The sequence below is a fragment of the Furfurilactobacillus rossiae genome (assembly GCF_013394005.1).
Classification (GTDB): domain Bacteria; phylum Bacillota; class Bacilli; order Lactobacillales; family Lactobacillaceae; genus Furfurilactobacillus; species Furfurilactobacillus rossiae.
This window is the reverse complement of sequence record NZ_CP040586.1, coordinates 1,174,678-1,187,514: the sequence shown is the minus strand read 5'-3', so window position 1 is coordinate 1,187,514 and position 12,837 is coordinate 1,174,678. Positions and strand designations below refer to the sequence as shown.

Annotated in this window: 10 protein-coding genes; 2 read left to right on the top strand and 8 right to left on the bottom strand. The window is 43.1% G+C overall.

Annotated elements, in window-relative coordinates:
* Positions 1 to 3 precede the first annotated feature (3 nt).
* The 4 genes from coaE to LROSL1_RS05530 all read right to left on the bottom strand — a co-directional run bounded on the left by coaE (position 4) and on the right by LROSL1_RS05530 (position 5,262).
* Positions 4 to 609 (bottom strand): dephospho-CoA kinase, encoded by a 606-nt coding sequence (coaE, locus tag LROSL1_RS05545; RefSeq protein WP_178913996.1) that lies wholly within the window; start codon positions 607 to 609, stop codon positions 4 to 6.
* Entirely contained in the window at positions 606 to 1,490 is an 885-nt protein-coding gene (gene mutM, locus LROSL1_RS05540) for a DNA-formamidopyrimidine glycosylase (protein WP_178914929.1), read from the bottom strand. Before mutM ends, coaE begins: the two co-directional genes overlap by 4 nt.
* A 42-nt stretch (positions 1,491 to 1,532) precedes the next feature.
* The gene (polA, locus tag LROSL1_RS05535; RefSeq protein ID WP_178913995.1) at positions 1,533 to 4,235 is read right to left on the bottom strand and encodes a DNA polymerase I; all 2,703 of its coding nucleotides are present in this window, start codon (positions 4,233 to 4,235) and stop codon (positions 1,533 to 1,535) included.
* A gap of 307 nt (positions 4,236 to 4,542) precedes the next feature.
* Positions 4,543 to 5,262: a Bax inhibitor-1/YccA family protein gene (locus tag LROSL1_RS05530; RefSeq protein WP_178913994.1), complete on the bottom strand. Its 720-nt coding sequence runs from the start codon at positions 5,260 to 5,262 to the stop codon at positions 4,543 to 4,545.
* A 233-nt stretch (positions 5,263 to 5,495) separates the two neighbouring features.
* On the opposite strand from LROSL1_RS05530, the gene LROSL1_RS05525 reads away from it, so the two are divergent.
* Positions 5,496 to 6,692, top strand: a complete 1,197-nt coding sequence (locus tag LROSL1_RS05525; RefSeq protein WP_178913993.1) for a multidrug effflux MFS transporter — start codon at positions 5,496 to 5,498, stop codon at positions 6,690 to 6,692.
* 83 nt (positions 6,693 to 6,775) lie between these two features.
* Here the strand turns inward: LROSL1_RS05525 and murC are convergent, their stop codons facing one another.
* The 3 genes from murC to ytpR form a co-directional block, all read right to left on the bottom strand.
* Positions 6,776 to 8,110, bottom strand: coding sequence for a UDP-N-acetylmuramate--L-alanine ligase (gene murC, locus LROSL1_RS05520; protein ID WP_017261682.1), 1,335 nt, complete (start codon positions 8,108 to 8,110; stop codon positions 6,776 to 6,778).
* A gap of 104 nt (positions 8,111 to 8,214) precedes the next feature.
* Positions 8,215 to 10,680 (bottom strand): DNA translocase FtsK, encoded by a 2,466-nt coding sequence (locus LROSL1_RS05515; RefSeq protein WP_178913992.1) that lies wholly within the window; start codon positions 10,678 to 10,680, stop codon positions 8,215 to 8,217.
* Between the two features lie 240 nt (positions 10,681 to 10,920).
* Entirely contained in the window at positions 10,921 to 11,562 is a 642-nt protein-coding gene (ytpR, locus tag LROSL1_RS05510; protein ID WP_178913991.1) for a YtpR family tRNA-binding protein, read from the bottom strand.
* 142 nt (positions 11,563 to 11,704) lie between these two features.
* Between ytpR and LROSL1_RS05505 the strand changes: the two genes are divergently transcribed.
* The gene (locus LROSL1_RS05505) at positions 11,705 to 12,046 is read left to right on the top strand and encodes a hypothetical protein (RefSeq protein WP_017261679.1); all 342 of its coding nucleotides are present in this window, start codon (positions 11,705 to 11,707) and stop codon (positions 12,044 to 12,046) included.
* Positions 12,047 to 12,201: 155 nt separating this feature from the next.
* On the opposite strand, the gene LROSL1_RS05500 is transcribed toward LROSL1_RS05505, so the two are convergent.
* Positions 12,202 to 12,831 (bottom strand): alpha/beta hydrolase, encoded by a 630-nt coding sequence (locus tag LROSL1_RS05500; RefSeq protein WP_225440558.1) that lies wholly within the window; start codon positions 12,829 to 12,831, stop codon positions 12,202 to 12,204.
* Between the last annotated feature and the right edge of the window lie 6 nt (positions 12,832 to 12,837).

Sequence of the window (12,837 nt, the reverse complement as noted above, 5' to 3'; positions counted from 1 at the left end):
GTTTTAATCCGCAGTCTGACGGACTTTGTCAAGCAAGTTTACCACTTGTAGACGGGTTTCTTCAAGTTGTTGGGAATTATCGATGATCATATCTGCCTTGGCAACTTTGTTAGCCAAGGATAATTGACTCTCAATTCGTTCATTAGCCTCTGCTAACGACAAGTTATCACGTGCCATCAACCGAGCCTGTTGAATCTTAAGTGGAACGCTAACTACCACAATCATGTCAACGTCTTTTTCATAGTGTTGCTCTAAGAGTAATGGCGCATCCAAGACAACTACGGGCGTATTTTGGCTCCTAAACCGATCAATTCGCGACCGAATTACTTTCCGGATAACGGGTTGAACAATTGCATTAAGCTCAGCTAACTTGTCGTCATCATTAAAGACTAGGTTGCCTAATTTGTGACGATCTAACTGACCCGTTGCTGTCAAAACAGTACCGCCAAACACACTCACGATATCTGCCAGAACGGTTGTGTTAGGCGCCACCACCTCGTGAGCGATTTTATCCGCATCAATAATTGGTATGCCTGCCGTTGCAAACATTTTAGAAACTGTTGATTTGCCACTGGCGATACCGCCAGTTAGTCCAATCACCGTTGTCACTTAGAAGTCTCCTTAGTCGCCGCTGCAGAATGTGTCTTGTAAGTAGCTGTCTTGGCAACATGTAGTTTTTGTTCCTTGGGGCAAAACGTGGTGCCCCGCTCACCAACTTTAATTTTCACCATTGTGGTGCCACACCGTTCACAAGGTTCACCGCCGTGACCATATGCGTGAAGTTCATTTTGAAATTCTCCCGCATGTCCAAACGCACTATACGTGAACACTGTCGTACCGTGATGTTCGATTGCCAATTGCAATTCATCAAAGATACTCAACCGTAATCGTTTGATTTGCGCAATGGTCACTGTATTTGCCGGTTGTTCCGGATGAATCTTGCTTAACCATAGCACTTCATCGCAGTAAATATTGCCCAACCCTGCAATGTTGCTTTGATCCAACAGCCAAGTCTTGATTGCTTTACGGCTCTTTGCCATTTTAGCAACTAAATACGCCACACTTAAGGTTTCCGGTGTTGGTTCCGGCCCCAACGTTTTTAGCCCACCAACAGTGTCTTCATCACCAGTATGGATCACAATCATGCGCCCAAATTTACGTGTATCGTTGTAACACAGTAACTGACCGTCACTTAAATGAAAAACAACATGGGTGTGTTTATCCCTTGGCATGTCAGCTGGTGCCCCAAAGTATTTGCCTTCCATTCGCAAATGAGAAACCATCGTCAGCCCGCCATCGAAGCGAAACAACAAATACTTGCCACGCCGATCGACTCGGGTAACTGTCCGTCCAGTCAACAGCGTCACAAAAGCGTCGGCCCCGTTTAACACCATCTTCGGGTAATAAACGTCAATTCCAGTAATCGTTTTTCCAACAACCATCCGCGTTAGCCCACGACGCACCGTTTCAACCTCAGGTAATTCTGGCATCATTCATGCCTCCATTTTGAAATTCAAGCTTTCGATAAATCGTTATTTCGCATCATACCAAGTAGATCCGTGAGCACTTTCAACTTTCAACGGAATGTCCAAACTAACAGCTGAATCCATGATGCTTGGAACTAATTTTTCAAGAATCGGAATCTCTTCCTTGGGTGCTTCAAAGACCAGCTCATCATGAATCTGCAGCAACATAGTAGCCTTTAAATCGCGATCAGTTAAGGCCTTCTGCATTTGAATCATAGCAATCTTAATAATATCTGCTGCTGACCCTTGAATTGGCGTATTCATCGCTGTTCGTGCTGCAAACGAACGGCGGTTAAAGCTCTTCGCATTGATATCAGGCAAGTACCGGCGACGATGCGTGATTGTCTCCACGTAGCCCTGCTTCTTTGCCTGCTCAACAACATCTTCTGTATATTTTTTAACATCGGGATATTCGCGGAAATAAGTATCAATAAATTGTTTTGCTTGAGGACGGGAAATTCCCAGATTTTGTGATAATCCATAATCACTAATTCCGTAAACAATTCCAAAGTTTGTTGCCTTGGCCTGCCGCCGCATTAATGGCGTCACTTCATCATTAGAAGTTAACCCAAATATTCGGCGAGCTGTTGCCGCATGAATATCTTCGTCTTCACGGAAGGCCTCTTGCAAGTTTGCATCCCCCGTAATGTGAGCTAGTACACGCAATTCAACTTGTGAATAATCTGAAGAAAAGATTTCCCAACCATCATGACTTGGCACAAACGCCTTCCGAATTTCACGTCCTTGCTGGGTTTGAATCGGAATGTTTTGTAAATTCGGGTCAACTGAAGATAAGCGACCTGTCTGCGTTAGAGTTTGTAAATAGCGCGTGTGCACCTTGTGATCATGGCTGTGGACGACTTTTAACAGTCCCTCAATATAGGTCGATTGCAACTTAGACAAGCCACGGTAGGCCAAGATATTCTCCACAATGGGCGCCTGAGATGCCAGTTGTTCTAAGACATCAACTGAAGTTGAATAACCCGTCTTAGTCTTTTTGATCACTGGCAACTTCATTTTTTCAAACAAAATTTGGCCCAATTGCTTGGTCGAATTGATGTTAAACTCTTCTCCAGCTTCGTTATAAATGGTTTGTTTCAGCGATGACAATTGTTCCTTGAACTTTTCTCGCATATTGGTCAATTGGTCAGTATCCACATAAACACCGGCAATTTCCATGTCCGCCAGTACAAACGTTAACGGCAACTCAATGTTGACGTATAAATCACGCTGCTCATTTTGATCAAGTTCTTTAAACAGCTCTTCATGGAGATTTTGAATGGCCAATGCCTTCCGCGACAAATGATCGAAGAATTGTTCATCATCGTCAGGAATCGCCCGTTTGGCACCCTTGCCGTAAACGGCTTCATCTGTTTCAACCTGGTCGTAACCATGCTGCTGAGCCAAGCTACCCAAATCATTTGAATTATCATTCGTATCCAACAAGTAAGAAACGAGTAACAAATCGAAATCAACACCAACAAGTTTGACTCCGAGACGGTGTAGACCTACATACTGAGCCTTAGCATTAAAGACGTTCTTTTCAATATTGCCATTTTCCATCAAATTCTTAATCTGTGCAGATTGAAGCAGATCGACTTCTCGACTAACCAATGTTTGTTTGCCATCAGTCATCACAAAACCAGCAAATGCGCTGAGATGATAATTTTCATCAGGCATTTCCAAAATAAAACTAACTTCATCGGTAAAATTATCAATTAAGTTTAGATTATCTTTGGTTAATTCAGTCCAACTGACAGTTTTTAAAGCCGTGCTTGTTTCATCGTCGCCTAAATCCAAAGAAAGACCGGTATTCTGTAACTGTTTCAAGAAATTGTTAAAGTCCATCTGTTGATAGAATGCAATTAATTTGTCAATATCAGGACCGTTATAATCGATATCATCCAAATGAATTGCCAACGGCGCATTGGTGCGAATCGTCGCCAAGTCTTTACTCATCAAGGCTTGATCATGATCCTCAATCAAGTGATCCTTCATCTTGCTCTGTTTAATATCATCTAGATGCTCATAGACACCCTCAACGGAATCAAACTGTGTCAGTAACTTAATCGCCGTCTTCTCACCCACTTTGGTAACACCTGGATAATTATCGGAAGTGTCACCCGTGAGTCCTTTCATATCAATAATTTGTTTGGGCTCTAAGCCATACTTATCCTGTACGTGAGCAGGTGTGTAATATTCGATTTCACTAACACCTTTTTGCGTGATTGCCACCGTTGTTTGGTTCGTCGCCAACTGAGTCAGATCACGGTCTCCAGTTACGATGATCACTTGATATCCGTCCGCTTCGCCTTCACGAGCCATGGTGCCGATGATGTCATCGGCCTCCCAATCCTTAAGTTCATAACTCTTGATGCCGTAACCAGTCAAAAGATCTCGTAAGTAAGGCATTTGCTCTGACAATTCTTCCGGCGTTTTAGACCGGCCACCTTTGTAGTCAGAGAATTTACCAGTCCTAAAAGTTGTTTTACCCGCGTCAAATGCCACCAACGCCTTATCCGGTTGAACAGCCTTAACTACTTTATCTAACATCGTCTTGAACGCGTAAATGGCGTTCGTATGTAAGCCATCATGGTTAGTAAATCGATCCAACTGTTGATGCAGTGCAAAGAAGGCACGAAAGGCCACACTGTTGCCGTCAATCAGTAATAGTTTTTTATTTGTTGATAACGTTAATTGTTCGCTCATAAAGGCCGTCGCTTTCTTTGATTTTAATGATTCCATTTTAACAAATTAAGCGCTCGCGCACCAATTTGAAGCAGAAGCGTAATTGAATGTTTAAGTGAGCTCGGTGCTGATAATTATCGACTGATTTTGACTTTGCAGGCGTAGTCCCCTTGTAGAAAAAAGATTCGAATTGTTCAAGAAACACTGACAAACAAAAAGCCGTGCCGACAACAATGTCAACACGGTTTCTAGTTACAATTTATTCGAGCATTTTATTCACAAACATTAAAGCCCTGCTCATAGCATGATTTTAGTCATTCAGGTTTAATTAGTTGCGGTTGCTGCCGTAGCCAAAAATCTGCAGGATGTAAATGAAAATGTTGATGAAATCTAGGTACAACTGGAAAGCGCCCTGAACGGCTAGGCCACTCAACGAAATCTGATTGCCGTACTGTTCATAAATTTTACGCATCCGTTGTGTATCCCAAGCGGTCAGAACAACAAAGACAGCCACGATAACAAAACTAAAGATGAAACTGATAAAGGATGAACGTAAGAAGATATTAATCAAACTAACGATAAGAATCCCAATCAGTGCAAACATTGCTTGCGTACCAATCTTAGTCAAATCGCGGTGGGTCGTTGAGCCATAAAAGGCCATTCCACCAAAGATAGCAGCTGAGGCAAAGAATGCAGAGAAAATCGTCGCACTCGCGTATTGTAGGAAAATGCTGGACAGCATCAACCCGTTGATCGCCGCAAATCCAAACAACATTGTCAGTCCTGCTGTTGCACTCCGATTGGCCTTAAAACTAGTACCAATTACGAGCCCAAATTCAGCTACCACTAGAACGATTGGGAACCAGCGGTTAGCAGCAATAAAACTAAAGTATTGCTGTTGGAAAACAACGCCGGCAAGCACGGCAACGATTGCGGAAATCAGCACCGCTCCACCCATGTAACCGAAGACTTTACTCATGAAGGCTGATAAACCAGAAGCCTGTGAGTTCACCTCTCGGCGAGGTTGTTGATATTCATTGTTATTCACAAAAATCCCTCATTTCTTATTAATTAACTAATTGTCGTTTGACAAATACTGACTAATTCATGTTCAAGATGTATTCTAACAGATTTACCCAAACACGCAAGCGTTTTACCTGTGCAATACGCAACTTTAGAATTCCTTATAGATAACTGTCCATCCCCTCTAGTTTTTTGACCACAAGACGCTTAAAATTATGTCTACCTTGTTTTATAAACTATTTAGTGTAAGGAGCCATTATGCCAGTCGAAAAACAACAGACTGTAAAACCCAGTCTGTTCTTAACACTTTTATTGGGCACGCTATCTGCGTTTGGCCCATTATCCCTAGATATGTATCTGCCGGCACTGCCCCAACTGCAAGCTAGTTTTCATACCAGTTCAGCAGCGGTTCAGGCAAGTATCAGTGCCTGTCTCATTGGAATGGCCGTCGGTCAGTTAATTATTGGTCCTTGGAGTGATCGTGTTGGGCGGCGGAAACCCTTATTAATTGGGCTGACTGTCTTCACACTCACTTCGGCAGCACTTATCTTTGTCCATAATATTGTGGTCTTTCTAGTTCTTCGTGTCATTCAAGGCCTTGCTGGTGCAGCTGGTCAGGTGCTGTCGCGGGCGGTAGCCAGAGATCTTTTCTCCGGGCACCGATTAACCACTTTCTACGCTACATTAATGTCCATCAACGGAATTTTTCCGGTTATCGCCCCCATTTTAGGAGCTGTTCTAGTAAGTTTCTTCCCGTGGGAATCAGTGTTTGTGACATTAACAATTGTTGGGATTTTGCTCGTCATTGCCAGTGCCTTCGGTCTGCCAGAGACAGCTACTAGCATTGGCGGGCCTGTTGAAAAGCTCGATTTCAAGAGCGTCTTTTCAAACGGACGTTTTATGCTCAATGCAAGTCTGTTAGCACTTGTGTACGGCGCTTTGTTTACATACATTGCAGATTCTTCGTTTATCTTTCAGCAAGACTATCATCTAAGCACAACTGCTTTCAGTATTATCTATGCCATTAATGGTCTAGGAATCGCACTGGGAAGTAAAATTGTCGGCCGTGTTTCTGAATTTCTTAATGAGCATCAAATTGCCCAAGTTGGCTTCTTAGTCCCTCTAATCGGGTGTGTCATCCTGGTCATCAACGCATTAACAATTAATCAGCTCTGGCTGTTTGCAGTCGCTTTGTGGTTTGTCGTTTCATCAGTTGGTTTCAATAGCACTATCACCACTGCTATTGCCATGGAAAGCACAACTAAAAACATTGGCACAGCCTCAGCAATCTTAGGTACTCTGTCCCAATTAGTCGGTGGTGTAGCTTCGCCGCTGGTCGGTTTATTTGGCTCCCACACCGCCTATCCAATGATTATTCTTATCTCAATTTTTGAAGCCTTAGGATTAATCTTGCTACACTTTAGTCACTCAACAACTAGCAACAAGGATCTATAAAAAAACATGGACAAACAAAAATACCGTTACGAATTTAACTTCGCGACGGTATTTTTATGTCTAAGAATCGTATTTAATCAACATTAACCATTATTCAAGCTCGTGTTACTCAGAAGCGTTTCATACTCACGTTCATACTTCTGAACGTCACCAGCCCCCATAAAGATGGCCACAGCATCATGATAGTCCAGTAAAGGCGACATATTATTCAACGTCAGCACTTCGCCACCCTTGGTAATTTTAGCCCCTAAATCAGCACTGGAGACATCCCCAGTCTTTTCACGAGCAGAACCAAAAATATTCGTTAGGTAAACTTTATCTGCCAAATTAAGACTCTTGGCAAAATCATCCATCAACGCGATTGTCCGCGTAAACGTATGCGGCTGGAAGACAGCAATTAATTCCTTATCAGGATACTTTTGACGGGCAGCATCGATTGTTGCCTTGATTTCTGACGGATGATGAGCGTAATCATCGATGATTGTCATATCGGCAACTTTACGTTCTGAGAAACGCCGTTTGACACCCTGAAAAGAAAGCAATTCCTTACGCAAATCGTCCATATCCACTTTTTCAAAGTGAGCAACGGCGATAACGGCCAAACTGTTCAGCACATTGTGTTCACCAAACAGTTGAATTTCAAAGTTTCCGATAAATTCATCATGGATATAAACATCAAAGTTTGAGCCCTTCGTAGTGCGTTTAACATTACGAGCCTGAATGTCATCTGTATCATTAACCCCGTAGTAATAAACTGGGACTTTAGCCGTCAGCTTGCGCAATTCAGGATCATCACCCCATGCGAAGATTGCCTTACCAACTTGACCAGCAAATGTTTCAAAGGCACTGTAAACATCGTCAATGCCCTTGTAATAATCTGGGTGATCAAAGTCAATATTCGTCATGATGGCATAATCTGGGTGGTAAGCCAAGAAATGACGACGGTATTCATCAGCTTCAAAGACAAAGAAACGTGAGTTAGGCGTTCCTTTACCTGTACCATCACCAATCAAATAACTGGTTGGTGCAATGCCACTCAAAACATGTGAAAGTAAACCAGTTGTGCTGGTCTTACCGTGTGCCCCGGCAATCCCAATGCTTGTGTAACCCTTCATCAACTGACCTAAAAATTCGTGATAGCGAACCACGGTCAATCCCAATTCTTTGGCACGAACAATTTCCGGATGAGTATCAGGGAAAGCATTCCCAGCGATAACGGTTAAACCGGCATGCAAATTGTCTGGATTAAATCCATAAATCTTAATGCCAGCCTGTTCCAAAGGTCGTTGCGTGAAGGTGTACTGCTCAATGTCAGATCCTTCAACACGGTCCCCACGATCATGTAAGATTAATGCCAACGAGGCCATTCCTGACCCTTTAATACCAACAAAGTAATAAGTTGTGTCTGTGTTATCCATGAATAATGGGCTCCTTAATATTACAAACTATCTATATTTTGTAATGAACAAATCTAATGTAACAACATTAATCGTTAACAATCAAGGTTCTTTACAGGTTTAAGCTAATCTTCATCACTCTTTTTTAACTTATCCGGTGTAAGGAAAACTTCTCGGGGTTTAGAACCTTGTTGAGCGGAAACATAACTGTGACTTTCTAATTGATCAACCAAATTTGCTGCACGATTATAACCAATAGAAAAGACGCGTTGAAGTTTGGAAGTAGAGACAGTCTTCTCATTCGCAACGTAGTTCAGAACATCAGGCCATAAATCATCTTGATCCTCAGCAGCGATTTCTGTTGCTAACAATTGTTTCGGCTCAAAGGCATAATGTGGCGCCATCTGCTCGCGGACAAAATCAGTTACAGTGTCAATTTCATCGTCAACAAAAGTGCCCTGTAGTCTGATTGGTTGACTCTTACCATTACCGAGGTACAGCATATCCCCTCGTCCCAGCAAACGTTCAGCACCAGCTGTGTCTAAAATCGTTCGTGAATCAATTTGACTGGATACCATAAAGGCCACCCGTGTCGGAATATTGTTTTTAATCGTTCCAGTAACAACATCCACAGAGGGACGCTGGGTTGCGACCAGTAAGTGTAATCCAGCAGCGCGCGCCTTTTGAGTAATTCTGGCAATGTAGTCTTGCACCTCTGAAGCTGCAACCATCATCAGGTCAGCCAATTCGTCAATGATAATCACGATATAGGGCATCTTCTGTTCAGGATGACCACTCGCCACGGCCTTCTCATTAAATTGTTCAATGTTACGGGCACCACCGGCAGCAAGCTTCTGGTAACGTTCTTCCATTTCATTAACAGCCCACTTCAAAGCGGCAGCAGCTGCTTGTGGCTCGGAAACTACTGGTGATAATAAATGTGGAATACCGTTGTACGGTGCCATTTCCACGGCCTTAGGATCAATTAAAATCAGCTTAACTTCCTGTGGCGTTGCCTTGTACATGATTGACATCAGCAAACTGTTGATGAAAACGGATTTACCAGAGCCCGTTGCCCCGGCAATTAACCCATGTGGCATGCTGCGCAAATCAGTTACCTGAGGTTTACCGAATAAATCAACACCCAACGCAACTGTCAGTGGTGACAAACTGTTCTGGAACACGTCAGAACGCAAAACCTCAGACAGCATGACCGGTCGAGATTTTAAATCAGGGATTTCAATTCCAACTGTCGATTGACCAGGAATTGGCGCTTCAATTCGAATATCTTTAGCTGCCAGTGCAAGTTTAAGGTCATCTTGCAAATTAGTGATCTTATTTACCCGAACCCCAGGGCCAAGACTGACTTGAAATTGCGTAACAGTTGGGCCAACCGTGTAATCAACCACTTCCCCATCCACGTTAAAGGCGGACAAGGTACTGTTCAGCACATCAATTTGTTTCTCAATCCAGGCGTCCAATTTAGCTTCGTCACGCAGTACTGGCGGCTTAAGCAAGTCTAAACTTGGAAAATGATAGGTCATTAAGCCCTTATCACTTTCAGATGCGTACGTCCGACCAGAAAGTGGCGCAACCGTTTGCTCAACGGTCTGCATGCTAGTCTTCGCTTGAGCGTTCTCTGAAATAGGCCGTTGATCCGACCCATCCATCGTCTTATCAGAATCAGCATGATCATGATTAAACAAAGCCAAGTCTTTCTGACCATTTTGCTCTTCATTCAAAATATCAGCTAATCCATGACCAAGGGCTGTCTGCGAACGTGCAGCTGGTGAACTTGTTGCGACCATATCACTGTCAGTTGCATGAGAAGTAACGTTGGCCATGCTCTGCGCTGAATGCTCCTTACTACTTGCGATGGATTCCTGCAGAGCGGCGGAACTATCTGAATGTTGGATACTTTTCGCCTCATAACTGTCATCTTGATGGCTAGTTTGTGTCAAGCTTACCGCATTCGTTGCCTGAACTGATGTTTCAGAAACGGTAGGATGAGCCGAAGCGGCACTATTTGACGACTGACCAGAATCCTGACGGGCAACTACCTCAGTGCTCGAAGCACTATTGCTTGGTTCACGTTTCGCCGATGTTGTCGCCAAATTTGAACTTGTCGATGCATCTTCTGTTTTGTGTGACCAGTCATCTTTACCCCAACTGCTGGTTGTCTTATCAGAGGTTGCAGAATATGCTGCGGACGCTGGCGCAAATGGCTTGTTAAGTGCAGATACGTACTGCGTATCACGAGCAGCCGACTTAGGCTTGGGTTGCCAAGGTCGTCGACGAGGACGAATTGTCTGTTCAAGAGCTCGTGCCTGCTGGGAAGCATACATGCTTGCAGTTGCACGATCTATTTGAACCTCATCATTACCAAAACGAACTGGCGCACTGGTTGGCGTCCTGTCTTGACTACCATTGACAGGAGACGTCTCCTGTCGACCCTCAGTTACGCGCTGGCTACTGCTACTTTGCTGTTCGGTAGCCATAGGCGTGTGTAAGATATGATGCCGATGCTGTTTTATTCTTGTTAATTCTTCTGGATGTTGCCGGAGAAACGCCGGACCATCGTAATGTTTCATTGAATCACCTAAGTCAAATTATTGAGTATCGTTTTCAAACAGCCATCTCTGCAATCCACTAATTTCAAATCAAATTGGATTCTAAGTTAACGTCATCACTATTCGTGTAACAACGGGTCATGAACCTAACTTGAGTGAAAAATTGAACTAGCAAAAGAGGAGGCCTATGCCCCCTCGCACCCTTATCATGCAATTCCGATTTCTAAAGCATCATAAAGGACTAATTAACAATTAAATGCATTACACAAAAAGCTTATTGCCAAGTTCAAAGTCAAACGGATCCCCGACTTTCGCAAAATCATCTGGTAGAATCAACGCCCCTTTTTTCTGAGGTGCATTCTGCAAATGAAGCTCGCGACCACTAGTAATCATACCATTTGAGGAAACGCCCCGCAATTCACCAGGCCAAATGATTTCACCGTTTGGCATCATTGCACCAACTTTGGCAACAACAACATAAATGTGTTCCTGCATGTTTGGCGATCCGCTAACAATTTGCAACGTTTCATCATTGTCAACACGCGTTTTTGTTACTAACAAGTGATCAGAATCAGGATGCTTAGTTGTTGATTCCACATAACCAACCACAAACTTTGGGGTTCGATCAGCAACTAAAACCGTCGCGTCAAAGCCAGCTTGTTCAACTGCTGTTTTTAAGGCATTGATTTGATCGTCTGATAATTCAATTGGTCCGTTGCCGGCGATACTCTTGTCAATATGGCTAACACCAATAAAGTTAAAGCCCAATGTTTTATCGGTTTTAGGATCATAAATACGCGCAATGTTCTGGTTAGTTTCCACAGATTGCTCCGCCACATTGGGAGCCAAAATGACAACCAGTACATCTGGAGATGCTTTCTGGTTCATACTTGCAATTAACATGTTCTTCCTCCGAATATAATGTCGTTATTAAAGTTTAGCCTCTTGCACCTACGTGGTCAATCGTTCAGACAACATTTTCCTGTTTTCCTAAAATGGTGTACACTATGAGCAATTCATTTTGACCACAACTGGAGGGATCGCCTTGACAAACAATCAGCATTTTAGCCAATTAGCCATCTTAGCGGGACTGGGAATTTCGGCTGGCCTTGCCCTTGGTGCGCTTATTCAGGATCTACATCTAAAGCGTCCGGATCGAATTTTAACGGAGGTTAAAACTTCTTTCCGTAAATCAGGCGCTCTTGATGGTGCTTGGATTGAACATCATCCTGTGCCCTTTAAACGATTCGCTGCTCAAACACTCGTCTATCGTGGCGGTGTCATCAAACACGAGGACGGTCAACCTGTTGCTTACGAGTTTTTAGCCGATACTAAGACTGGCAAAGTGGTCGACGTTTGGAAGGTAACTTCACAGCTTCAATCCTAATCATGATTTTTATTAGCACGAAAAAACATTTACAACGTATTACTGCATATGTATAGCAAAGAAGCCACCGAGATTACTCACAATCTCGGTGGCTTCTTTGCTATAGTACTTCATCTACGAATGCATCAACCTAGTCTTACATAGTCATAGCAATTCTATTTTTTCTTACTGCTACCACTACTTGATTGACTTGAAGATGGTTGATTATTGTCAGGATTATTATAGTTGTTTTTCGATTTTTGATTAGTCGTTCCGTTATTCATGCGTGGCTGCCGTTCCTGGAATTGCAACAGGTTTTGTGACATTAACGACACGATCTGCTTGTTTTGTGGCAAATCCGAATGTTCCGCGTCACTGCCCGTTACCGTGAGTTCTGTAAAATGCGCGACCTGATCTTGATAAACATATTTACCGGCATACACACTATCAACGGGCACAATCCCGTCATTTGTGTAATTTTCCGTGCCAGCGACTAAGTACACATTTAATGAAGCTGGCAATTTATTACGGTTATCGACCATGTCATCTAACATAGCGACCCGTTTGCTCTGATCTTTTTCTTCGAGATTAAACGGTGAGCCCAGCATCATTAATTCGTGCATTTTAAATTTAGACTGGTTGAAATAGTCTTCTAAAAACAATGTGTATATCAGGCCACCATTAGAATGGCCAAACCCAGAAAAGTTGTTAAAATTATACGTTTTTGCTAAATGGTAGATTGTAAAATTAATCCGAACGCTGTTCGGACAAAAAAGATCAGCTTCCTTTAAAATGGTGTTTACCACAAACCC

Coding starts and splice junctions, on each gene's coding strand:
- mutM (WP_178914929.1), bottom strand. CDS start 1,490: ATGCCAGAATTACCTGAGGTTGAAACGGTGCGTCGTGGGCTAACGCGG.
- polA (WP_178913995.1), bottom strand. CDS start 4,235: ATGAGCGAACAATTAACGTTATCAACAAATAAAAAACTATTACTGATT.
- LROSL1_RS05525 (WP_178913993.1), top strand. CDS start 5,496: ATGCCAGTCGAAAAACAACAGACTGTAAAACCCAGTCTGTTCTTAACA.
- murC (WP_017261682.1), bottom strand. CDS start 8,110: ATGGATAACACAGACACAACTTATTACTTTGTTGGTATTAAAGGGTCA.
- LROSL1_RS05515 (WP_178913992.1), bottom strand. CDS start 10,680: ATGAAACATTACGATGGTCCGGCGTTTCTCCGGCAACATCCAGAAGAA.
- ytpR (WP_178913991.1), bottom strand. CDS start 11,562: ATGTTAATTGCAAGTATGAACCAGAAAGCATCTCCAGATGTACTGGTT.